At 74.3% G+C, this 22992-nt stretch carries 17 protein-coding genes; 3 read left to right on the top strand and 14 right to left on the bottom strand.

Annotated features, from left to right (window positions below; all coding sequences use genetic code 11):
• Nucleotides 1-44: 44 nt before the first annotated feature.
• From AB0C25_RS08975 to recN, 7 genes are all read right to left on the bottom strand, one after another.
• Complete coding sequence (locus AB0C25_RS08975; RefSeq protein WP_357371122.1) at nt 45-2504, bottom strand: hypothetical protein; 2460 nt, start codon at nt 2502-2504, stop codon at nt 45-47.
• Nucleotides 2504-3673, bottom strand: coding sequence for a glycosyltransferase family 4 protein (locus AB0C25_RS08970; protein ID WP_357371120.1), 1170 nt, complete (start codon nt 3671-3673; stop codon nt 2504-2506). The genes AB0C25_RS08975 and AB0C25_RS08970 overlap by 1 nt, the downstream gene beginning before the upstream one ends.
• On the bottom strand, nt 3670-5349 hold the full coding sequence (locus AB0C25_RS08965) for a lipid II flippase MurJ (RefSeq protein ID WP_357371118.1): 1680 nt from the start codon (nt 5347-5349) through the stop codon (nt 3670-3672). The genes AB0C25_RS08970 and AB0C25_RS08965 overlap by 4 nt, the downstream gene beginning before the upstream one ends.
• Before the next feature lies 1 nt (nt 5350).
• On the bottom strand, nt 5351-6217 hold the full coding sequence (locus AB0C25_RS08960) for a hypothetical protein (RefSeq protein ID WP_357371116.1): 867 nt from the start codon (nt 6215-6217) through the stop codon (nt 5351-5353).
• A gap of 67 nt (nt 6218-6284) precedes the next feature.
• Nucleotides 6285-7229 (bottom strand): copper transporter, encoded by a 945-nt coding sequence (locus AB0C25_RS08955; RefSeq protein ID WP_357371114.1) that lies wholly within the window; start codon nt 7227-7229, stop codon nt 6285-6287.
• 27 nt (nt 7230-7256) lie between these two features.
• A complete protein-coding gene (steA, locus tag AB0C25_RS08950) occupies nt 7257-8435 on the bottom strand; it encodes a putative cytokinetic ring protein SteA (protein WP_357371112.1) in 1179 nt (392 codons plus the stop codon).
• 119 nt (nt 8436-8554) lie between these two features.
• The gene (gene recN / locus AB0C25_RS08945) at nt 8555-10312 is read right to left on the bottom strand and encodes a DNA repair protein RecN (RefSeq protein ID WP_357371973.1); all 1758 of its coding nucleotides are present in this window, start codon (nt 10310-10312) and stop codon (nt 8555-8557) included.
• A gap of 89 nt (nt 10313-10401) precedes the next feature.
• On the opposite strand from recN, the gene AB0C25_RS08940 reads away from it, so the two are divergent.
• Nucleotides 10402-11421: a helix-turn-helix domain-containing protein gene (locus tag AB0C25_RS08940; protein WP_357371109.1), complete on the top strand. Its 1020-nt coding sequence runs from the start codon at nt 10402-10404 to the stop codon at nt 11419-11421.
• Between the two features lie 75 nt (nt 11422-11496).
• On the opposite strand, the gene AB0C25_RS08935 is transcribed toward AB0C25_RS08940, so the two are convergent.
• The 5 genes from AB0C25_RS08935 to AB0C25_RS08915 form a co-directional block, all read right to left on the bottom strand.
• Nucleotides 11497-15219, bottom strand: coding sequence for a S8 family serine peptidase (locus tag AB0C25_RS08935; protein WP_357371107.1), 3723 nt, complete (start codon nt 15217-15219; stop codon nt 11497-11499).
• A gap of 191 nt (nt 15220-15410) precedes the next feature.
• The gene (locus tag AB0C25_RS08930) at nt 15411-16295 is read right to left on the bottom strand and encodes an NAD kinase (protein ID WP_357371105.1); all 885 of its coding nucleotides are present in this window, start codon (nt 16293-16295) and stop codon (nt 15411-15413) included.
• A 100-nt stretch (nt 16296-16395) separates the two neighbouring features.
• Nucleotides 16396-17253, bottom strand: a complete 858-nt coding sequence (locus AB0C25_RS08925; RefSeq protein ID WP_357371103.1) for a TlyA family RNA methyltransferase — start codon at nt 17251-17253, stop codon at nt 16396-16398.
• 38 nt (nt 17254-17291) lie between these two features.
• Nucleotides 17292-17474 carry a hypothetical protein gene (locus AB0C25_RS08920; protein ID WP_357371971.1) on the bottom strand — a complete coding sequence of 61 codons (183 nt, stop codon included), beginning with the start codon at nt 17472-17474 and terminating at the stop codon, nt 17292-17294.
• Nucleotides 17475-17653: 179 nt separating this feature from the next.
• Entirely contained in the window at nt 17654-18301 is a 648-nt protein-coding gene (locus AB0C25_RS08915; protein WP_357371101.1) for a hypothetical protein, read from the bottom strand.
• Between the two features lie 111 nt (nt 18302-18412).
• Between AB0C25_RS08915 and AB0C25_RS08910 the strand changes: the two genes are divergently transcribed.
• Nucleotides 18413-18751 (top strand): SCP2 sterol-binding domain-containing protein, encoded by a 339-nt coding sequence (locus AB0C25_RS08910; RefSeq protein WP_030334914.1) that lies wholly within the window; start codon nt 18413-18415, stop codon nt 18749-18751.
• A gap of 9 nt (nt 18752-18760) precedes the next feature.
• On the opposite strand, the gene AB0C25_RS08905 is transcribed toward AB0C25_RS08910, so the two are convergent.
• Together AB0C25_RS08905 and AB0C25_RS08900 are read right to left on the bottom strand one after the other, a co-directional pair.
• On the bottom strand, nt 18761-19792 hold the full coding sequence (locus tag AB0C25_RS08905; RefSeq protein WP_357371099.1) for an HAD-IIA family hydrolase: 1032 nt from the start codon (nt 19790-19792) through the stop codon (nt 18761-18763).
• Entirely contained in the window at nt 19789-20883 is a 1095-nt protein-coding gene (locus tag AB0C25_RS08900; protein ID WP_357371969.1) for a hypothetical protein, read from the bottom strand. Before AB0C25_RS08900 ends, AB0C25_RS08905 begins: the two co-directional genes overlap by 4 nt.
• On the opposite strand from AB0C25_RS08900, the gene AB0C25_RS08895 reads away from it, so the two are divergent.
• Nucleotides 20839-22857 (top strand): hypothetical protein, encoded by a 2019-nt coding sequence (locus AB0C25_RS08895; RefSeq protein WP_357372008.1) that lies wholly within the window; start codon nt 20839-20841, stop codon nt 22855-22857. The two genes, AB0C25_RS08900 and AB0C25_RS08895, sit on opposite strands and share 45 nt — an antisense overlap.
• The last annotated feature ends 135 nt before the right edge of the window (nt 22858-22992 follow it).

Genomic DNA, 22992 nt, shown 5'->3' with positions numbered 1-22992 from the left:
GCAGGCCGCACCCCGGCTGCGACACCACCGGGTCGTCCGGGCGCTCAGGACGCGGCAACCTCGGTCGATGACCGGCTGACCTGTCGGGGCGGCACGGGCACCGGCGAGGCGGCCTCCGGAGTCGTCCCACCCCGGGTCGGCCCCGCCGGCTCGTCGGAGTCGACGGAGGAGTCCTCGGCGTCGGCCGAGGGCTCGTCGGCGTCGGCCGGAGAGGCGTCGGCGTCGGCCGGAGGGCTCTCCGGTGGCGCGACCGCCTCCGGTACGCCCGCGGGCGGTCCGCTGATCGGACGGGGGTGGACCGCACCCAGCGGCCCGCCACCCCCGGTCGGCCCGTCACCCCCACCGACCGGACCGACCCCGCCGGACCCGGGGTCGTCGGCGCCGTCCGCGCGGGAGCGACCCGGCAGCGGGCGGGTCCGGTCGGCGGCGTGTCCGAGGACCCGCAACGACGCAAGGGCCGCCATCGGCACCACCAGCGCGGCGGCAGCGCCCAGCACGTCGAGTGCCGCACCGTCGAGCACACCACCGAGCACGGCGGCGACCACGGTGCCGGCCATCGCGGCCCGGACCGCCGGATAGATGCCGAACAACCGCATCAGCCCACCCCACGGCTGCAACAGGGCGAACCACACCAGCAACCCACCCACCAACGCCAGCACGGTCAGCGGGCTGTTGACCAACGTCTCGAAATTCTCCGTGCTGGACCGGTGCACGGTGAACCCGCCGGTGCCGTCGCCGAGCGCGGAGAGGAACCGGCCCAGGCTGCCCCGCTCGGCCGCCGAACGCCGCAGGTCCACCACGGCGAACCCGATGCCGACCGCCAGGGCGGCCATGGCGGCCCAGGCCAGCCGGCTGACCGTCAACCAGCCACCGGCGCTGATCACAGCGGCGACGCTCACCCCGGCGGTGAGGGCGATCGCGCCGACCGGGTCGGCGCCCAGGAACGGGCTGCCCACCACCACCACGGCGAGGCCACCCACGGCCACCATCACCGCGGGCCGCCAACCCCGGTGCAGCCGCTGGGCGAACCAGCCCCCGGTGAGCAACGCCCCGGCGAGGAAGACTCCCAGCCCCACGGTGCTCAGCCCGGCGTACCGGCCACCCTGCAACGCCGAGTAGCCGACCACGCCGTTGAGCTGCAGTCGGGCCCCGGTGAGCACGTCCAGCCCGACGACGAGTGTGGTGAGACCGGCCACCGCACCGAGGGGGCCGAGGGTGCCCGCGTACCCGGGGGCGAACCGGACCGCCGCGGTGCCGGCGGCCACCAGCAGCCCGGTGATCCCGGCGAACAACCAGCCGGGGTGGTCGCCCCGCCACCAGGGCACCGCGTCGGCCAGCAGCGCCGCCGGCACCGTCAACGCCACGGCGACCAGCAGCAACTCCGCCACGGCCGCGACCCGCCCGGAGACGGCGGTCGGACCGGCCGGCCCGGCGTGCGGGCGGGCACGGCGCAGCAGCGGCAGGACCGCCAGCGCCAACAGCACCTGCACACCGGCGAGCAGCGTGAAGAACCGACCGGAGACGGTCCGCTGGGCGGCCGCCTCCCGATCGGCGTTCGCCGGGGCGCTGATCGCGTCGGCGAGGTCGGCCGGACGACCACCGGTGCTGACCGCCGGCCGGCCGAGGAAGAGGCGCTCCGGCATCGGCCGGCCCAACGCGGCGAGGGCGGTCGGCGCGAGGTCGACAAGTTGCAGGTAGCCGTCGCGGCCGGTGCTGGCCGAGGTGAGCCACCCCCGCTCCCAGCCCGGACCGTCGGCGACCGCCACGTGCAGCCGCGACGGCTGGGCGGTGTCGGAGATCCCCGCGACCAGCACCAACGACTGCGGTGGCCGCGCCGCCAGCACCCGGGCCAGCTGGGCGTCCGCCGCTCGGGCCTGCCCCGCGCGCGACGCCGGGTCGGTCCCCTCGACCGTGCCGAGGTCGACGATGCTCAGCACGCACGAGCCGAGCAGCACCCGCGGATCGGCCGGCAACGCCGAGGCGTACCTGTCGACGCGGCCGAACGGTCGGGCGGCCGCCACGGCCGCACCCGGACCCACGGCGACGGAACAGCGGACCGACTCCGACAGCGAACCGGGCATGGCACCCCACGACAGGCGCTGCTGGTTGTACTGCACCACGCTCTCCTGGTCGGGCAGGTTCGCGCCGATGCCGTCGGGTTGTTCCACGGCCACCCCGGCCGGCGGGCAGCCGTCGGGGGGCCGGCTGCCGTTCCACCCGGCGAAGCTGCCCGCGCCCAGGGTCAGCCAGCCGTCCACCGGGCAGGTGGGTCGGTGCGCGGAACGCACCGACAGCGAGCCGATCGACCCGTCCTGGGCCATCCGCCACAACGTCGGGGTGCTCTGCGGATCGACGTCCTCCCAGCGCAGCCCGGCGATCCCGGCGAGCACCACGAAGTCGGCGGTGCGTTGCGGGGCGCTCCGTGGCGGGCGGGCGGCCAGCGCGGTGACGCCGAGCGCCACCACGAGCACGGTCAACAGGGCGGGGGCGATTCGGCGCAGCATCACCGCTGTCCCGTTCTCGGGGCGTCGGAGTCGGGGGTGGCCGCCGGACCGGTCGACTGCCCGGTCAGCTCGGCGTAGAGGGCGGCCAGCGTGGCGACGGTGTCCGTCTCGGTCGGCCACGTCGCCGCCCGTTGCGCGCCCCGCCGGCCCAGCTCGGCCCGCGCGGCCGGGTCGTCCAGCAGCGCACGCACCGCCGCGTCGACCGCGTCCACATCCCCGGGAGGAACCAGCGTGGCGGCGTCGCCGACCAGCTCCGGCAGGCCGCCGACCGCGGTGGCCACCAGCGGTACGCCGGCGCGCAGCGCCTCCTGCGCGAACAGTTGCCGGGCCTCCCAGTCGCTGGTCACCACCGCGAGGTCGGCGCCGGCGAGCAGGTCGGCCACGTCGGTGCGGTGCCCCAGCAGGGTCACCGGTGCGCGGGCCGCGGAGGTCCGCGCGGCCAGCGGCAGATACGCCGGCCCACTGCCCGCGATCACCACGACCGGCGGTGGGGTACGCGTCCGCCAGCGGGCAGCCGCGTCGATCAGCACGTCGTAGCGCTTCTGCGGGTGCAACCGGCCAACCGAGACGATCAACGGCTGGTCCGGCCGTACGCCGAACTCGGCGCGTACCGCCGCCGGGCGTCGGCGCGGCGCGGGAAGCGTCGGCGCGGCGACCGGGGCGAGTCGGGTATCGGTGGCGCCCAGCGCGGCGGCCCGGCGCACCAGATCCGTGGAGGCGCCCAGCGCCACCCGTGCGCTGCGGGCCACCACTCGTTCCGCGAGGCGGGACATCCCACCCCGCAGCCCGCCGGAGAGCACCGCGTTGTGCCAGGTCACGATCAGCGGGGCGGCGGGACGGGCCAGCACGGCGACCAGCCCGGCCCGCAGGCCGTGCGCGTGGACCACGTCGACGCGGGCGGCGGAGAGCACCCGCCGCAGGGCCAGCACCGCACGGGCGTCGGCCGGAGTCGGGCTGGCCGGGATCTCCACCGGCTCGAACCGCGCACCCACACCGGTGAAGTCGAACTGTTCCTGGGTGGCGGCCGGCCCGCAGACCACGACGGCCGCGCCGCCGGCGACGAGACCACGGGCCACCGAGCGGACGTGCTGGCCGACCCCGCCGGTGCTGGACGCGAGCACCAACGCGACCCTGCCCGACCAACCGGCAGGCTGAGGTGACTCAGTCATCGCGCTGCCGTCTCCTTCCCGTCGCCCCGCTGCGGGGAGACCGGCGTCGGCCCGCCGCCCCGTGGCCCCCGCCGACCCAGACGCCGCAGCACCCCGGCGAGCAGCGGCTGCACGTCTCGCCGGTCGACGAACCAGACCACAGCGAGGAACACCGCCCCGACCAGAACCCCGGACAGCATGCCCTGACCGAGTGCCGCCGCCGTCGTCGGGGTGCCGCCGCCCGGTGTGTCGAGCCAGCGGGTGAGGCCCAGCCCGGCGAGCGCGGCGAGCACACCGGCGAGGCCACCGGCCGCCCCGGCACGGGCCGCGCCGGCCAGCGCCGGACGGCCGGCGCTGCGCGCCACCGCCAGGAGCAGCAGCGCCCCGAGGACCAGCATCCCCACCGAGTTCGCGGACGTCACCGCGAGCACCCGGTCGGCGGTGGGGAGCAACGCCGTCAACGGCAGCGCCACGGCCGGAACGACCAGCCAGCCGAGGGTGATCGCCACCGTCGCCGAGCGAGTGTCGCCGCGGGCGTACAGCGCGCGAGACAGCACCGCGAACAACCCGTAGCCGAGCAACCCCGGCGCGAACCCGCTGATGGCCGCCGCGGTCGACGCCGGGTTGTCCGGGTAGAAGAGGGCGGCGATCGGCTGCGCGGTGCCGATCAACGCCGCGACGCCCAGGCAACTGAAGAGCAGCACGCCCCGCACCGCGCCGGAGAGGGTCCGTCGATAACCGTCCTCGTCCCCGGCGGCGCTGGCGGTGGCCAGGGTGGGATAGGAGGCCACCGCCAACGGCACGGCGAGGACCGCCCATGGCAGCAGGTAGATCGCCTGGGCCAGGTTGAACACCTGCGGGGAGCCGGTGGGGCCCCCGGAGACCCGGTTCAGCACCACCAGGAGCGCGATCTGCTGTGCGGCCACCGTCACCGCACCGGCCGTGGCGAGCCCGCCGATCCGCTCCCGCGCGTCAGCGGTGAAGGCGTACCCGAAGCGGGGCCGCACCCGCAGCCGCCGCAGCGGGATCAGCAGCGAGAGCGACAGCACGACCACGCCCAGGGTGGTGCCGCCGGAGAGGAGCAGTTCGCCGCTGCGGCCGACCTGGGCCACGGACACGCCCCGCCCCTGAGCGGCGCCGAAGGCCACGTAGACGACGACCACGGTGAGGCTGGACAGCAGCGGCGCGATGACGGGCCAGGCGAAGCGTCGATGTGCCTGCAGGACGCCGGTGAGCACGATGCCGATCCCGTAGAGCGGCAACTGCGGGGCGAACACGCGCAGCATCCGCGCGCCGGCGGCGAGTTCCGCCGCCGATCGTCCCTCACTGATCAGCGAGATGATCGGGTCGGCGAACAGGACGACGAGCGCGGCGAGGGGAACCAGCAGGCTCACCGTCCAGGTGAGCAGGGCGCCGGTGGTCGCCGCCACCGTCCGCCGGTCGTCCGCCGCGACCGCCCCGGCGAGCAGTGGCACGACCAGGCTGGCCAACGCCCCGCCCGCGACGATCTCGAAGACGATGTTCGGCACCGTGTTGGCGATGACGTACATGCCGCCGAGGTCGCTCTGCTCGACCACCCAGGTGAACACGGCGGTGCGGCCGAAGCCGGCGAGGCGGCTGGCCACGGTGAGGACGGCGATGAGCGCGGCTGCCCCGGCCAACCGGCCGGCGCCGGCGAGGGGTGCCGGTCGTGTCACGTCAGTCGGCGCGCCGGCCCAGAGCGTCGAGCTCCCGCAGCCCCGGGGTCCGCTGGATCACCGCGGTGAAGCTGACCTTCTCGCTGGTGGCGGTGAGACCGGCGAGCAGCGCGAGCAGACCGGCGCGGCCGAGCGGGCCGCTGCGGGCGGCGAGCGCGACACCGAGCAGCGCCCCGAGCGCGTTCGCGCCGCTGTCGCCGAGCATCACGTCCTCGGCCAGGTCGTCGCGGAGCAGGCCGGCGGCGGCACCGGCCACGCCGGCGGTGATCCCGCCGTGCGGGCCGCCGGTCAGCGGCGCGGCGAGCAGCAGCCCGGACTTGAGGGCGCGACCCGGCCGCAGGTCGAGCAGGTTGAGCAGGTTCGCCGTACCGGCGATCACGCCGGCGCCGAGCAGCACGTCGACGCTCCGACCGAACGCGCCGTGACGCTGCCGGCGAGGGTGCGCGGCGACGCGGGGGTCGGCGGCGAGCAGCGCGGCGGCACCCAGCCCGGCAGCACCCACTCCGACGACCTTGACCAGGCCCGCGGTGATCCGTCCCGCGCGTAACGCGGCGAGGTGACCGGCGAAGCCCTTGGCCGCCTTCTGCTCCGGTCGCGCGCCGACCACGTCGTCGTAGAGGCCGACGCCACCGGCACCGAGGCCGGCGAGCAGGGCGGCGGCACCGGAGGCGCCGCTGGTGGCACCGAACGCGCCAGCGGCGCTCGCCCCGGCGGCGAGCGCCGGGCCGGCGGCCAGGGTCAGCGTGCGGCCCCGGAAGTTGGTGCGCTCCAGCGCCGGTCCGGCCGGGGAGGTGCGCACCTCGCGCAGCGCGTAGCGGGCCGCCGCGGCGCCGGCACCGGCGATCAGCAGCCGGCCCAGCGCGCTCACGCCGCCGCCCCGCGGGGCCGCAGGCTCGCGGAAGCGTCGATTACGGACACGGGGGTACGTCGTTCGCTCACTGGGGCAGTGTAGGCACCAGGCCGGAGGCGGCGTTGTCGCCGACGCCGTACTGGCCGGCCTTCTTCTCGGTGAGCTGCTGCACCAGGGCGAGGCTGGTGACCAGTTGGCCCTGCACGGTGTTGGCGTTGTCGACGGTGGAGATGGTCTGGGAGAGCACCGGGTCACCGCGGACCACGGACACCAGGTTGCCGCCGGCGGACCCGTTGCCGGCCACCACGATCGAACCGGTCCGGTCGAACTGCTCAGCGATCTTGACGACCGACTCGTCCCGCTTGTCGGAGTCCTTGTCGACGTACGGCTGACCGCTGACCACGACGACCGCCTCGGCCGAGCCGGTGACCTTGTTGTTGTCGGTGGTCAGGTAGCCGGCGTTGTTGTACGCGGCGAGCACCGCCCGCCGGTCGGCGTCGCTGACCGGCGCGACGCCCTGGGAACGGTCCAGCAGGACACTGGCCAGCAGCGCGCTGGAGGTCTCCACACCGTGCCCGTTGCCCGGCAGGCCGGTGGTCTGCGCGGTCGGGCGGGCCGCGGTCACCGCCAACTCCAGCAGGTTGGAGTTGTTGTCCGGGTTGACGAGTTTGTCCTGCAGATCGACCCGGCCGGTGATGGTGGCCCCGGCGAGCTGAAGTTTCTTGAGCACACCCTCGGTGTGGTCGCGCCCGTTGGGCAGGGTCATCACCAGCACGCGCCGCCCGGTCAGGGTGCTGGGGAGGATGACCTCGGACACCTTGTCGGCGAACTCCTCCTCCCGCCCGAGCTGCGTCTCCATGTTGTTGACCTGCTGGCGCCAATACTGGTTGTCCTTGCGCAGCCCGGTGACCTGCCCCTCGAGCGAATCGGCGACCGGGCCGTTGAGGGCGGCCGTGCCGACCACCAGGCCGATCGCCAGAGCCAGGAACACCGCGGTGAGGGACACCACGTGGTAGCGGAAGTTGATCACGCTTGCAGCCTCTTGATCGGTCGGGAACTAGAAGAGCCGGTACAGCTGGAACACGAAATTGTCCCACCACTCGGCGACCACGCCCAGGTACGCCTTCCCGACGGTCGAGACAGCCACCGCGGACGCCATCGCCGCGATCGCCGACAACACCAGCAACAGCAACGAGGACCCGGAGATGCTCTGCCGGTAGAGCCGGCTCACACCCTTGGCGTCGACCAGCTTGCCACCGACCTTCAGCCGGGTCAGGAAGGTCGAGGCCATCCCGCCGCGACCCTTGTCGAGAAACTCGACGAGCGTGGCGTGGGTGCCGACCGCGACCAACAGCGAGGCGCCCTTCTCGTCGGCCAGCAGCATGGCCAGGTCCTCGCTGGTCGCCGCCGCCGGGAAGGTGATCGCCGGCACGCCGAGACCGTTGACCCGGGGCAGGCCGGGCGCCCGCCCGTCCGGGTACGCGTGCACGATCACCTCGGCGCCGCACCGCAGCACGTCGTCGGTGACCGAATCCATGTCCCCGATGATCATGTCGGGGGTGTACCCGGCCTCGACCAGCGCGTCGGCCCCGCCGTCGACGCCGATGAGCACCGGCTTGAACTCCCGGATGTACGGGCGCAGCACGTCCAGGTCGGCCTTGTAGTCGTAGCCGCGCACCACGATGAGGCAGTGCCGCCCCTGCATCTGCGTCTCGATGTCCGGCACACCCACACCGTCGAGCAGCAGATCGCGCTCCTGACGGAGGTAGTCCATCGTGTTGGCGGCGAACGCCTCCAACTGCACCGACAGGCCCTCCCGGGCATCGGCCATCGCCTTGGCGACCGACTCGGCGTCCTGCAGGCTGCCGTGGGCCACCGGCTCGTCACCGGCGAAGACCGTGTTGCCCTCGATGCGGATCTGGTCGCCCTCGCGGATCTGCTCGAAGACGCCCTCCCCGAGGTCGTCGAGGAGCGGAATGCCGGCGGCGATCAGCACCTCCGGGCCGAGGTTCGGGTAACGGCCGGAGACCGACGGCTTGGCGTTGAGCACCCCGCCGACCCCGACCGCGACCAACGAATCGGCCGCCACCCGATCCAGGTCGACGTGGTCGATGATCGCGATGTCTCCAGGGCGCAGCCGACCGACCAGGCGTTTCGTCCGGCGATCAAGGCGCGCGGTGCCGAGGACTCTGCCCGGTTCGGAGTTCCGATTCCGGCGCAACGTGGGTAGACGCATCGTGACCATCCTGGCATGTGAGGCAGACTTTTCTGTCGCGACATGCCTGAGCAGGGCCGCCTACCCAGGGAAGCACACGACGGCACAAGCCGGTGTGCTTGCGCTCACAATACGCGGCGTCACAGCCGCCTTTCCTTGGCGGCCACGGCCAAGAGCTCCTCGGCGTGAGCGATACCCAGATCGGAATCGGGCAAACCCGCAAGCATCCGGGCCAACTCCCGGGCCCGCTCGGTGTCCTCCACGACCCGCACCCCGCTGGTCGTCACCGCGCCGCCGGTGTCCTTCGCCACCACCAGATGCCGGTCGGCGAACGCGGCCACCTGCGGCAGGTGTGTGACGACGAGCACCTGGTGGCTGCGGGCCAGCCGGGCCAGCCGCCGACCGATCTCCACCGCCGCCTGACCGCCGACGCCCGCGTCGACCTCGTCGAAGACCAACGTGGGCGGGCCACCCGAGCCGGCGAAGACCACCTCGATGGCGAGCATCACCCGGGACAGCTCACCGCCGGAGGCGCCCCGCTGCAACGGCAACGACGGCGCGCCCGGGTGAGCCAGCAACCGCAACTCCACCTCGTCACCGCCGTCCGGCGCGACACCCACCTCCACGCCGTTGACCGACAGCGACGGCTCGGCGCGACCAGCCGGGCGGGGCAGCACCGCCACCTCGATCCGCGCGTGTGGCATGGCCAACCCGGCCAGCTCGACGGTGACCTGGTCGGCGAACCGGACCGCCGCCTCCTGCCGGGACGCCGACACCCGCCCGGCCAGGTCGGCCACCTCCACGGCGAGCCGCTGACCGTCGCGCTCCAACTCGTCGAGCAGGTCGTCGGACGTGTCCAGGTCGGACAGTCGGGTGCGCGCCCGGTCGGCCCAGGCGATCACCCCGTCGACGTCGTCGGCGTACTTGCGGGTCAGCGCCCGCAGCGCCGCCCGCCGCTCGTAGACGTGCTGCAACCGGGCCGGGTCCGCGTCGAGCGTCGCCAGGTACGCCGACAGCTCCGCCGACACGTCGGTGACCAGCGTGGCCGCCTCCTCCAGGCGGGCCGCCAGCTCACCGAGCGCCGGGTCGGTGCCGGACTGCGCCTCCAACGTCCGTCGGGCAGTGCCGAGCAGCACCGCCGCGTCGGGCGCCTCGTCGGCGGCCTCCGCACCACCCGCCACGCACTGCTGGGCGATCTGCGCGGCGGTCCGCAGCCCCTCGGCGTGCTCCAGCCGCTGCGCCTCGGTCTTCAGCTCGTCGTCCTCACCGGGCTGCGGATCGACCCGGGTGATCTCGTCGAGACCGAGCCGCAGCAGGTCGGCCTCCTGGTTGCGCTCGCGGGCGTTGCGCCGCCGGTCGGCCAGGTCGTCGACCACCCGCCGCCACCCGGTGTACGCCTCCCGCAGCGCGTCGAGCAGCTTCTCGTGCGCGGGCCCGGCGAAGCGGTCCAGTGCGGCGCGCTGCTCGGCGGGGCGCAGCAGCCGCAGCTGGTCGGACTGGCCGTGCACGGCCACGGCCTGCTCACCGACCTCACCGAGCATCGACACCGGCATGCTCCGGCCGCCGACGTGGGCGCGTGAGCGCCCCTCCACCGTGACCGTGCGGCTCAGCAGCACCGAGCCGTCCTCGTCGGGCTCGCCACCGGCCTCGGTGATCCGCGCGTGCACGGCGTCGGCGACCCGACCGCTCAGGCGCAACCGCCCCTCGACCACCGCCCGGCCGGGTTGGGCGCGGACCCGCCCGGCGTCGGCCCGACCTCCGAAGAGCAGGCCGAGGCCGGTCACCACCATCGTCTTGCCCGCACCGGTCTCGCCGGTGATGACGTTCATGCCGCCGGTCAACGGCAGCGTGGTGTCCTCGATGACGCCCAGTCCGGTGATGCGCAGCTCTTCCAGCACAGCCACCGACAGTAGACGCGAGGCCCGACAGTTGACCAGCCGACGGGCCCGGGTGCGGCCGACACCCGGCCGCCGTACAGTTCTGCCCCGTGTTGGATGTGATCGGCCTGACCACGGCTGAGGAGGAGCTCTACCGCTGCCTGCTCCAGCTCACCACGGCCCGCATCGACGAGTTGGTGCGCCGACTGAACCGACCCCGCGACGAGGTCGTCGCCCAGGTCGAGGCGCTGCGCGCCAAGGGCCTGGTGCAGCCCACCGACAACGACCCGGACGCGTCGCTGCGCCCGACCGCCCCGGACGTCGCCCTCGGCGCGACGCTCCTGCGCCGCCAGGAGGACCTGGAGGCGGCCCGCCGACGGGTCACCCAACTGGCCGAGGAGTACCGGTCCGGCCTACGCCGGCAGCACGTCGACCACCTCGTCGAGGTGATCGCCGGCGCCCGGGTGCTCCGCGACCGTCTGCGCGATCTGCAGAATGCGGCACGCACCGAGGTGCTCTGGTTCTGCCGCGCCAACCCCCTGGCGATGGCCGGCCCGGAGAATGTCGAGGAGTTCGACGCGCTGGCCCGCGGGGTGAGCTACCGGGCCATCTACGAGCGTGACCTGCTGCTGGAACCGGGCGCGTTGACCGACCTGGCCAAGGGCGTCGCCGCCGGGGAACAGGCCCGGGTCCTGGACCGGCTGCCGGTCCGACTGGCCATCGTGGACGCCCGCATCGCCATCTGCCCGTTGGTGCCCGACCGCGACGGCGGCGAGCCGAGCGCCGCCGTGATCGGCCGCAGTCAACTGCTCGACGCGCTGCTCGCCCTCTTCGAGAGCCACTGGCGGGTGGCCACCCGGTTGCGGCTCGACGATCCCCTGGCCGTCGCAGCCCCCGAGGCTCGACGGCCGGAGCCCGCGGACCAACCGGGCGACGGTTACCAGCCCGACGCCGACGAGGCACGGCTGCTGTCGCTGTTCGTGGCGGGCGTACCGGACAAGTCCATCGCCTCCCAGCTCGGGGTGAGCCGGCGCACCGTGCAGCGACGCGTCGCCGACCTGATGGCCGCCGCCGGGGTGGACACCCGGCCCGGATTGGCGTTCCAGGTGGCCCGACGCGGCTGGCTCTGACGCGGCGGGTCCGCCCTCGAGCGACGGCGGACCCCACCCGGGCGGGACGGCCCCCGCCGCCCCGCCCGGTACGCGTCAGCGCAGCCCGTACGCCGCGAGCACCGTCTGCTCGACGGTGTTCCCGGCCCGGTCGGCGGCGCGCACCCGCAGCGACACCGTTCCGCGCCCGGCCGGCACCGTCGCGGTGTACCGGGTACCCGACCCCCTGGTCGGCGCGGTGCGCCAGGTGACGCCCCCGTCGAAGGAGACCTGCACGCGGACGCTGGCGCCGGTCGGCGCGGGCACCCCGGCGGGCTGGCGCAGGGTCAACCCCAGCTGGTGCGGCCGGTCGCCGCGGACCGTGCCGAGCAGGTCGGCCGGCACCCGGTAGTCCACCTGCAACAGCGACAACGGCGTGGCGGCGTCGCCCGTCGGTCGCGCCGAGGTGAACTCCCAGGCCGTGTCGGTCCGGGTGGCGTAGCGCCACTCGTCCGAGGACCGCTTCGTGGTCAGGTCCAGCCGGTAGCGGGCCCGACCCGCCGTGGTGGGCACCGGGACCCACCCACCGGACAGGTCGGCGATCTGCTGCCCGTCCCGGCTGACCCGGGCCTCGACGGTGTCCGACTCCTCACTTCCGCCGGCCACGCTGTAGTGCCCGTCTGCGTCGACGAACTCGGGCACCCGCAGAGCCAGGGTGTCACCGGTCCGCGTGGGAACCGGCACCCCGCTCGCCGGTACGGCCGGGCGGACCACCGGCGCGTGCCAGGCTTCGGTCTCCCGATCGTCGGCGCCGTAGCGCCGGGGCTCCTGGTTCAGGCCGCCGGCCAACTGCCCCCACTGCAGGTACATGAGCTTGTGCTGCACCCGGTGCTGCCACCAGTTGTCCCCGGCGCTGACGAACTCCTGCCGGGTGGTGCCGTTGCGAACCATCCGCTGGTCGTCGTTCCAGGAGTACTCCTGCCACGGACGCCAACCGAAGCGCTGCTCACTGGCCCAACCCGCACCCGTGTCGCCGTAGCTCGCGCTCACCTCGGCGGTGTTCTTCGCGGTCACGGTGTGCACGATCCGCTCCGGCACCCGGCCCTTCGACACCTGCCACACGTCGTACAGGTAGGGGCTGGAAACGGTCAGCGTCAGGTCGAGCGTCGCCGGGCCCTTCCTGGCCGCCGCGATGAGCCGCTGCCCGTCGTCGTGGGCGACCGCCATCGACGGGATCGGCAGTCGGTCCCCGAGGGGGCGCCACACCGTCCACGCGGAAAAGTCCGCCGGTCGAACGACAAGCACCGCCGCCGCACCGGCGGCCGCCGCGGCGGCGATCTGCTCGTCCTCGGAGCGGTTCGGGTCGGTGGCGAGCAGCGCGGCGGCGCCCCGCACCCGGGTCAGCTCAGCGGGAGTCCCCGTGCCGGCCCAGACCAGCGCCAGCTTCCGCCGGCCGGTCGGCGCCGGTGACGTGCCCATCAGGTTGATGTCCAGCGGACCGGACACGCCGCTGATCTTCGCTTCCACCATCGGGGCGACGAGCTGCCAGCGCGAGGCGAACTCGAACTCGCCCCGGCGCACCTGGCGCGTCGGCGTGACGTTGACCTGCTGAACGGTGCTGTACGACATCACCCCGTGGTCGACCTGCCGGCCGTTGCCCATCACCCGGTGCACGTAGTAGCTGAGCGTCGCCTGCTGCTCGCTGGGCTTCGGCGTCTCGATCCGCACCGGCGTGCCCTTGCGGGCGTCGAGCACCACGGTCAGGTCCCGGTCGACGGTCAGCTCCGGCTCGACGACCTCGGTCAGTTGCTCGTCCAACGGGGCGCCGTGCTCGACCATCGCGGTCAGCAGGTACGAGCCCTCCTCGACCTGCAGGGTGCCCTCGCCCGGCCACCAGCCCCAGAAGTCCGACTCGGGCTGCTCACCGAAGAGAGTCATCCCCGGCGACACGGTCAGCTGGCCCTGCCGGTCCAACACCTGCACGGTCACCTGGTGCATCGGACCGCTGACGGTCAGCCCGACCGGGGTCCGCACGGCGACGCCGTCCGTACCGGTCGCCACCAGCCAGCCACCGTGCGGACCCCGGGCCAGCTTCGCCGGGTCGGCGCGCAGCGGCACGGCCACACTGCCGCCCGCCGGCACGGTCACCTCGCCGGAGGCCACGGCGACGCCGTCGGTCTCGGCCGCACCGCTGTCCAGGTTGCGCAGGTCCAGGGCCAGCCGCAGGGTCAGCGCGACAGTCGTGCCGTTGGTGTACGTCACCGTCCGCTCGACCGCCGTACCGCCGGTGGAGAGCCGGCCGAAGTCCGCGGTGGCCGAGGCGACCACCTGCTGCGTGAGCGCCCGGGCCACGTCGACGCGACCGCCACCCTGCTCGAAGACGGTCAGCGCCGGGTTGGCCTTCGTGGTGCTCACCAGCGCGTCCTTGAGCCTGCCGGCATTCCAGTCCGGGTGCTCCTGGGCGAGGATCGCGGCCGCCCCGGACACGTGCGGGGTGGCCATCGAGGTGCCGTTCGCGGTCGTGTAGGCGTCGCCCACCGGCGTACCCATGGTGGTGCCGGCGGCCCGCGCGGCGATGATCCCGACGCCCGGGGCGGTGATCTCCGGCTTCAGGCCGTTGTCGCCGAGCCGCGGGCCGCGGCTGGAGAACTCGGCCAGGTTGTCGTCGCGGTCCACCGCGCCGACGGTGAGCGCCGCGGCGGCCGCGCCCGGCGAACCGACGGTACGCGCCGCACCCGCGTTGCCCGCGGCGACCACGAACAGCGCGCCGGTCTCGGCGGTCAGGTCGTTGACGGCCTGACTCATCGGGTCGGTGCCGTCGGTCGGGTCGCCGCCGAGGCTCATGCTGACGACCTTCGCGCCGGAGTGGGCGGCCCACTCCATGCCGGCGATGATGGACGAGTCGTAGCCGGAGCCACCGTCGTCGAGCACCTTGCCGATCAGCAGCTTCGCGCCGGGGGCCACGCCCTTGCGCAGTCCGGCGGAGGCCGCGCCGCTGCCGGCGATGGTGGACGCGACGTGGGTGCCGTGGCCGTGCCCGTCGCGGGGGCTGCCGCTGTTGGAGAAGTCCCGCGCCTCGGCGATCCGGTCGGCCAGGTCGGGGTGGGTGGCGTCGACGCCGGTGTCGAGCACCGCCACCGTCACGCCGGCACCGTCGCGGCCCGCTGCCCAGGCCGTCGGGGCGCCGATCTGCGGCACGCTGTGCTCCAGCGTCGGGCGGACCTTCCCGTCCAGCCAGATCCGCGCGATGCCGGCGCCGAGTGTGGCCGGCGTCCCGGCGGCGGCACGCTGCCCGGGCGTGCCGGCGAGCGTGGTCCACAGGCCACCGAGGTCGCCCTTGCCGACCCGCAACGCCGCGCCGTTGATGCTCTCCAACGGCCGGGCGTCGGTGGCACCGGCGAGCGGCCTGACCCGCCCCGCGGCCTGCTCCTGGTAGCGCACGATCAGCGGCAACGCGCCCTGCTCGGCGTCGCCGTACCCGTCGGCTGCCAACTCCTGCACGTCGAAGAGGTTCGCGTCGAGGACCCCGCTGGAGACGTAGGGAAGGACGTCGCTGGGCAGGACCCGCAGCCGGCCGTCGACCTCCAGAGTCTGGAAGATGATCCGCTCACGCCCGGGTCCCGGGCGGACGGTGGCGGCGACCCGGCCCGGCGCCGCCGGCGCGAGCTCGACCTGGTCGCCGGTGATCAGGGTGACGCGGACGGGTGCCGCGAGCGGGGTGGGCGTGCCCGAGTTCGGGCCGGTGGGCCGGACGGGCGGGTCGGCGGACGCCGGTGCGGCGAGGCCGACCACCAACGCGCCGACCGCGCCGACGGCGAGCCAGCGGGGGGACCAGTGCATGCGATGCGCTCCTCTACTCCTCCAGGCCCGCCATCCGTGGATGAGGGCCGATCGGAGTCTGCGACGGAGCCTGTCATCAGGTCACTAGTCGCCAGCCGCCGCAGCGGCGACATGTCGTCAGGTGGACAACCGCCGTCCACCCACGGTGCACGCCGCGATCACCGGCGGCTGCCGCGCCAGCCGTGCAGCGGTCACCGGCGGCTGCCGCGCCACCCGTGCACGGGAAGGCCGAACTTGGCGACCAACCGGTCGGTGAACGGGCGTGCCCGCAACCGCACGATGCGCACCGGCAGGGCGCCCCGACGCACCGTCACCCGGGCGCCCGGCGGCAGGTCGTAGACGCGCCGCCCGTCGCAGGACAACACGGCGAGGGTGGTGAACGGGTCGACGGTGATCACGAAGGTGGACGTCGGGGCGGTGACCAACGGGCGGCTGAACAACGCGTGCGCGCTGATCGGCACCAGCAGCAACGCCTCCACCTCCGGCCAGACCACCGGCCCGCCACCGGAGAACGCGTACGCGGTGGAGCCGGTGGGGGTGGCGCACACGACACCGTCACAGCCGTAGCGCGACAGGGGCCGCCCGTCCACGTCGACGAGCAGTTCGAGCATCTGCGCCCGCTCGCCCTTCTCGATGCTGATCTCGTTGAGCCCCCAGGACTCGATGGTCGGCCCACCGTCGAACTCGGCGGTCACGTCCAGCGTGAGCCGCTCGTGGACCGTGTAGTTGCGACCGACGACGTCGCGCACCGCGCTGTCCAGGTCGTCGATCTCGGCCTCGGCGAGGAAACCCACCTTGCCGAGGTTGATGCCGAGCAGCGGCGCCTTCGCCGGCCGGGCCAGCTCGGCGGCGCGCAGGAAGGTGCCGTCCCCACCGAGCGCGAAGACGATCTCGGCGCCCTCGGCGGCCTGCGGACCGGCGACCGGCACCACACCGGGCAGGTCGAGGTCGTCGGCTTCGTCGGCGACCACCCGCACCTCGAAACCCGCGGAGATCAGGTCGGCGGCGACCGACCGGGCATGCTCGGTGCTGCGCCGTCGGCCGGTGTGGGTCACCAGCAACGCGGTCCGGCTCATCGGGCCACCCGCCCCGGACCGTGGCACGCCACCGTCGCCGTCGCCCCGACCCGGCCGCGTGTCCTCCCGCGGACCGTCGCGGCGCCCTCGCTGCGCGCGTTCACCCTGCGACCTCCTCCGCCGCCACGTCCGGCACGTCGCCGACCGTCGGGCCGTCCGGCCCGGCCGCCACCACCGCCCGCACCCGCTCCGGGTCGGCCGGTGGCGCGCCCCGGCGCAACCATACGAAGAACTCCACGTTGCCGCTCGGCCCGGGCAGCGGACTGGCCGCCACGTCGGCCAGGCCGAGACCGAGCCGCGCCGCCGCCGCCGCCACGTCCAGCACCGCTTCGGCGCGCAGCTGCGGATCGCGCACCACACCACCGGCGCCGACCCGGTCCTTGCCCACCTCGAACTGCGGCTTCACCATCAACGCCAGGTCACCGTCGTCCCGCGTGCAGCCGGCCAACGCCGGCAGCACCAGCCGCAGCGAGATGAACGACAGGTCGGCCACCGTGAGATCGACCGGCCCGCCGATCGCATCCGGCTCGAGGGTACGGACATTGGTGCGCTCCAGAACCCGGACCCGCTCATCCGTACGCAGTGACCAGGCGAGCTGCCCGTAGCCGACGTCCACGGCCACCACCTCGGCGGCGTCGGCGCGCAGCAGCACGTCGGTGAAACCACCCGTTGACGCCCCGGCGTCCAGGCAGCGCCGGCCGGCGACGCGCAGCCCACCGGCCCCGAACGCGGCCAGCGCGCCCGCGAGCTTGTGACCGCCCCGGGAGACGTACTCCTCGGTCGGGTCCTCGCCGGTCACCAGCAGCGGATCGGCGGGGTCGACCATCGCGGCGGCCTTGCGCGCGACGACTCCCCGCAGCTGGACGCGGCCGGCGTCGACCAACGCGGCGGCCTGCTCCCGGGAGCGGGCCAGACCACGGCGGACGAGTTCGGCGTCCAGCCGGTTGCGACGTGCCATGGGTGGTTCTCCGGTCTGCTCAGGCCTGGTCGTCCCACTCAGGTCTGGTCGATGGTGGCGAGGGTCTCGCGCAACGTCTCGTAGGCCGCCTCGTACTGGGCGATCTGATCGGCCGGGGCCAGCGTCGCCGCGTTGGCCATGGCCCGCACCGCGGCGTCCACCGCCGGGTGCCGCGCCTCGTCGTCTCCGACGTCCGGCAACGGGCCGGGCCGGACGACCATCGGCGGGCCGGGCCGGGCCGCGCCACCGGCTGGCGGGCCGGGGCGGGCTGCTCCGCCGGCCGGTGGGCCGGGACGGGCTGCTCCGCCGGCCGGTGGGCCGGGACGGGCTGGGAACGCCGCGTTGGGTGGTGGGCCGGGCCGGGCCGGGAACGACCCGCCGGCCGGTGCGCCTGGCTGGCTCATTCGGCGTCGTCCGGAGGCTGCTTGCGGACCGCCTTCTTGGCCGGCATGTCCGCGGGAGTGGGAGCCTCGTCGGCGGCGCCGAGCGGCGCTGACGACTTCTTGGCGATGGCCTTCTTCGCCACTGCCTTCTTCGCCACGGCCTTCTTCGCCACGGCCTCCTTGGCCACCGGGGCACCGGCCGAGGCGTCGGAGGGCACGAGACCGGTGCCGGGCCGCGCGGCCAGCGTGGGGTCAGGTTGCGCCGTGCTGCCGGCGGTGGTCGGCGCGGCGGCGGTCGGCTCAGTGACAGCCGACGGGGTCGCGGTCGGCTCGGTGACAGCCGGCGCGGTGGTCGGCTCGGCGGCGCGCGCCTCGCGGAGCTGCCGCTCCAGGTCGTGCACCCGTCGGGTCAGCTCGGCCACCTCGTCGGCGGTGGCCAGCCCGACCGCGCCGAGGGCCCGGTCGACCTCGAATCGGACCAGCTTGGTCAGCGCCTCCCGGTTGGCGGCGCCGGTGGTGACCAGCTCCTCGCCGAGGGCCTGGAGCTGGGCGGCGGTCGCGCCGCCGGAGCCGACGAGACGACGGGCCACGTCCTGGGCCTTCTTCCGGGGCGCCTCCGCGAGGCCCATGGCCAGCTCGAGGTAGGCGCGCCACGCGTCCTGCATGCCTGAGTCCTTCCACGGGGCGGGGTGTGCAGGTGTCACGCTACCGGGCACCCCGGACCAACCCGTGCGGTACGGTGCCGAGGACGGCGTGGCGATCAACGAGGGGGAGATGTGGCCAGCGTGGACGAGTGCCGGCAGGCTTTGCAGGAGCTGGCCGCCCGGCTGGATCGCAACGCCGAGACGGTGCGCGAACGGATCGACCTGGACCGGACACTGGCCTGCCGGATCACCGACCTGGACACCGCATTCCACGGCCGCATCACCGGCGGTCGACTTGTCGAGTTGACCGACGGCGACGACCCCAAGGCCAAGATCGCGCTGAGCACGTCCAGCGATGACCTGCTCGCCCTGGTCCGCGGCGACCTGGACGTCACCAACGCGGTGACCTCCCGCCGGGTGTCGATCAAGGCCAACCCGTTCGACCTGCTGAAGCTGCGCAAACTGCTCTGACGAGCCCGGTCAGGCAGCGGCGGTCACACCGAAGCGCTCCACCGCGTGCGTCGCGTCCGGGCCGATCGGGCGGATCCTCGGCAGCGCCGGCTCCGGCGCCGACCAGGCCACCGCGCAGAGCGCCGCCACCGCGTCCAGCGGCCGACCTGAGCCGGCCAGCTCCAGGGTGCCGTCGCGGTCGGTCACGGACCAGCCAGCGGCGTCCGCCGCGCCCGGGACCCGCACGGCAGCCGCCGGGTCGAAGAGCCCCGCCAGGTCATTCGCCACGTACGTGGGACGCCGCTGCGCAGGGGCGGCCAGCAGATCCGGTACGCCGTGGACGCCGGTGAGCACGAGCAGGCTGTCCAGCCCGGCCCGGCGGGCACCCTCGATGTCGGTGTCCAACCGGTCACCCACCACGAGGCTCCGGCCACCTCCCGCGCGCCGAGCGGCGGTCTCGAACAGCGCCGACTCCGGCTTGCCGACCACCACGTCCGGGTCCCGTTCCAGCGCCGTCCGCAGCACCGCCACCAGCGACCCGTTGCCGGGCAACGGACCTCGCCCACTGGGCAGCGTCCGGTCGGTGTTGGTGGCGATCCAGAGCGCTCCGGAGCGCACCGCGATCGACGCCTCGGCCAGCTCGGCCCAGCCGACCTGCGGCCCGTACCCCTGCACCACCGCGGCCGGATTCTCGTCGGCCTTGGTGACCGGGGTCAGGCCGACGGCGCGCAGCTCCGCACGCAGGGCCTCCGCCCCGACCACCAGCACCGGCGCACCGGCGGGCAGCCGATCCCGCAACAGCTCGGCCGACGCCGCCGCGGAGGTGAGCACCTCCTCCGGCCGGGCCGGCACACCCATCCCCGTCAGCAGGCCGGCGACCTCGCTGGACCGGCGGGACGCGTTGTTGGTGGCGTACGCCACCGCCCGTCCCTCGTCGTGCAGCCGGGCTACCGCCTCGACGGCGCCGGGGATCGGCCGGTCGATCAGGTAGATCACCCCGTCCAGGTCGAAAACGACAAGGGTGTACCCGTCGACCAGCCGCTCCCCCGCGCCCCCGTTCACCGCTGCGTCGGCTCCGACTCGTCGCCCCGGGTGGGGGCGGTCTCGTCGGCGTTCACCGTGTCGCCGGACGTCACACTGCCGTCGGCAGCGGTGTCCGCCTCGGCGTTGCCGGCCTCGTCCGGGTGACGGTCCTCGTCCTCGTCGACGGAGTCCTCGTCGACGGAGTCCTCGTCGTCGCCAGGACGGCCGACCGCACCGTCCCGCTCGTCGTCGTCGAAGTCCTCGTCGTCCTCGCCGTCGTCCTCGTCCTCGTCGTCGTCCTCGTCGTCGTCCTCGTCGTCGTCGAAGTCCTCTTCGTCGTCGTCGCGGTCGTCGTCGTCCTCGTCGTCGCGGTCGTCGTCGTCGCGGTCGTCGTCGTCTTCGTCTTCGTCGCGGTCGTCGTCGTTCTCGCCGGTCAGGTCGGCGTCCGGTTCCGCCGGAACCGCTCCCGGAGCGCCCGGACCCGCGGCGATCTCCTCAGCGGCCTCGTCCTCGTCGTCACCCTCGATGACCACGCCGTCGAGTTCCAGCAGCCGCTCGGCGGCGTCCGTCTCACCCTCGGTGTCCACGTCAGCGGCACGGGAGAACCACTCGCGGGCTTCCTCACGTCGGCCCACGGCGAGCAGCGCGTCGGCGTACGCGTAGCGCAGCCGGGCCGTCCACGGCACCGTCGCCTCGCTGGTGAGGTCCGGGACCTGGAGCATCGCGACCGCGGCGTCCTTCTGCCCGAGGTCACCGCGGGCACCCGCGGCCACGATGAGCAGTTCGATCGCGACGGCCTGGTCCAGCTTCTCCCGGTCGGCACCGCGGAACAGGTCGATGGCCCGCTCCGGCCGGCCGAGCGCCCGCTCACAATCCGCGAGCACCGCCAGGTGGCTCTGCAGACCACTCATCCGGTGGTACGTGCGCAGCTCGGCGATCGCCGACTGCCACTCCCCCGCGTGGTATGCGGCCAGACCGACCGCCTCACGGACTGCGGAGATGCGCGACGCGAGCCGCCGGGCGGCCAACGCGTGCGCCAACGCCTCGGCCGGGTCCTCGTCGATCAGCTGACCCGTCGCGACCAGGTGCCGGGCCACCGTCTCGGCGACCGGCTTGTTCAGCGAGAGCAGCTCAGCGCGAACGTCCTTGTCGAGGTCGGTCGCGACGATGTCGTCCGGCAGGGCCGGGGCCGAGCTACGTCCACCGTCGTACGAGTCGGAGCCGCCAGCACGGTCGTCGCGGCGGAACTCGCCCTCGCGACGCGGCCGATCGTCGGCCCGGGGAGCACCAGCCCGGTCGCCGCCCCGGTAGCCACCCTCACGGTCGCCGCCCCGGTAGCCACCGCCGTCACGCGGCCCACTCGGCCGAGAGCTGTCCCGGTCGCCACCTCGGAAGCCGCCCTCGCGGGGAGCACCGCGGGAGCCGCCTTCGCGAGACGCGCCGCCTTCCCGACGGTCACCGCCCCGGTAGCCGCCGTCACGGTCGCCGCCGCGGAAGCCGCCGTCACGGTCGCCGCCGCGGAAGCCGCCCTCACGAGGCGCGCCGCCGTCACGAGGTCCACTCGGCCGGGAACCGGCCCGGTCGCCGCCCCGGAAACCGCCCTCACGCGGGGCGCTCGAGCGCGATCCATCACGGTCGCCACCGCGGAACCCGCCCTCACGACGGTCACCGCCCCGGAAGCCACCCTCACGGTCGCCACCGCGGAAACCGCCCTCACGAGGGGCGCTGGAACGCGAACCATCACGGTCACCACCGCGGAAACCGCCCTCACGACGGTCGCCACCGCGGAAACCACCCTCACGGTCACCACCGCGGAAACCGCCCTCACGAGGCGCGCCGCCGTCACGCGGTCCACTCGACCGGGAACCATCACGGAAGCCGCCCTCACGACGGTCACCGCCGCGGAAGCCGCCCTCGCGGTCACCACCGCGGAAGCCGCCCTCACGGTCACCACCGCGGAAGCCGCCCTCACGGTCGCCGCCGCGGAAGCCGCCCTCACGAGGCGCGCCGCCGTCACGCGGTCCACTCGACCGGGAACCATCACGGTCGCCACCGCGGAACCCGCCCTCACGACGGTCACCCCCGCGGAAACCACCCTCACGGTCACCACCACGGAAGCCACCCTCACGCGGGGCGCTCGAGCGCGAACCATCACGGTCACCGCCACGGAAGCCGCCCTCGCGGGGGGCACCCGTGCGGGAACCGTCCCGGTCGCCGCCACGGAACCCGCCCTCACGACGGTCACCGCCACGGAAACCGCCGCCCTCGCGGGGCGCGCCAGGCCGGGATCCCTCGCGGCGGTCACCGCCGCGGAAGCCACCGTCGCGGTCACCGCCCCGGAAACCACCCTCACGGGAGGGGCCGGAACGGGTGCGATCGCCGCCACCCTGGTAGCCGCCCTCACGGCGGTCACCGCCGCGGAAGCCACCTTCGCGCGGGGCACTGGAACGCGAGCTGTCCCGATCACCACCACGGAAACCACCTTCGCGACGGTCACCGCCGCGGAAGCCACCTTCGCGGTCGCCGCCCCGGAAGCCACCGTCGCGGTCACCGCTGCGGAAGCCACCTTCGCGGTCGCCGCCCCGGAAGCCACCGTCGCGGTAACCGCCCTCACGGGGAGCGCCACCGCGGAAACCACCCTCACGCGGGGCACTGGAACGCGAACCATCGCGGTCACCGCCGCGGAAACCACCCTCACGCGGGGCGCCCGAGCGCGAACCGTCCCGGTCGCCGCCCCGGTAACCACCCTCACGGGGAGCGCCCGAGCGCGAACCGTCGCGGTCACCGCCGCGGTAACCGCCTTCGCGGCGGTCGCCACCGCGGAAACCACCCTCACGCGGGGCACTGGAACGCGAACCGTCGCGGTCGCCACCCCGGTAACCACCCTCACGGGGAGCGCTGGAACGCGAACTGTCCCGGTCACCGCCACGGGAACCAGAGTCACGGCCGCCGGCGTAGCCGCCGCGGGCGCCACCAGCGCTGTCGCGGTCTCCCCGGTACGGGGGCCGGCCCTGGTCATCGCGGCGCGGGCCGCGGTCGCGTCCGCCCGCACCGTCAGTACGGTCTTCGTAGCGACGGGGACGGTCTCCGCCCTGCGGTCCTGAACTCACAGGTACATCCTTCCTGATTGCGCCACCAATGGCGCTACGCAGTCGAGGGCCGACCCGGATGGGGCGGCCCTCGACTGGAAGATTGTCCGGCGGCGTCCTACTCTCCCACACCCTCACGAGTGCAGTACC

Source organism: Micromonospora sp. NPDC048839 (assembly GCF_040649915.1).
In the GTDB taxonomy this organism is placed as follows: domain Bacteria; phylum Actinomycetota; class Actinomycetes; order Mycobacteriales; family Micromonosporaceae; genus Micromonospora.
This window is presented reverse-complemented; position numbering and strand designations above follow the sequence as displayed.

Bases quoted from the DNA above. Each gene is read 5' to 3' on its own strand.
- AB0C25_RS08925 (WP_357371103.1), bottom strand. From the start codon at position 17,253: ATGGCACGTCGCAACCGGCTGGACGCCGAACTCGTCCGCCGTGGTCTG.
- AB0C25_RS08935 (WP_357371107.1), bottom strand. From the start codon at position 15,219: ATGCACTGGTCCCCCCGCTGGCTCGCCGTCGGCGCGGTCGGCGCGTTG.
- steA (WP_357371112.1), bottom strand. From the start codon at position 8,435: ATGCGTCTACCCACGTTGCGCCGGAATCGGAACTCCGAACCGGGCAGA.
- AB0C25_RS08930 (WP_357371105.1), bottom strand. From the start codon at position 16,295: ATGAGCCGGACCGCGTTGCTGGTGACCCACACCGGCCGACGGCGCAGC.
- AB0C25_RS08970 (WP_357371120.1), bottom strand. From the start codon at position 3,673: ATGACTGAGTCACCTCAGCCTGCCGGTTGGTCGGGCAGGGTCGCGTTG.
- AB0C25_RS08920 (WP_357371971.1), bottom strand. From the start codon at position 17,474: ATGGTCGTCCGGCCCGGCCCGTTGCCGGACGTCGGAGACGACGAGGCG.
- AB0C25_RS08975 (WP_357371122.1), bottom strand. From the start codon at position 2,504: ATGCTGCGCCGAATCGCCCCCGCCCTGTTGACCGTGCTCGTGGTGGCG.
- AB0C25_RS08915 (WP_357371101.1), bottom strand. From the start codon at position 18,301: ATGCAGGACGCGTGGCGCGCCTACCTCGAGCTGGCCATGGGCCTCGCG.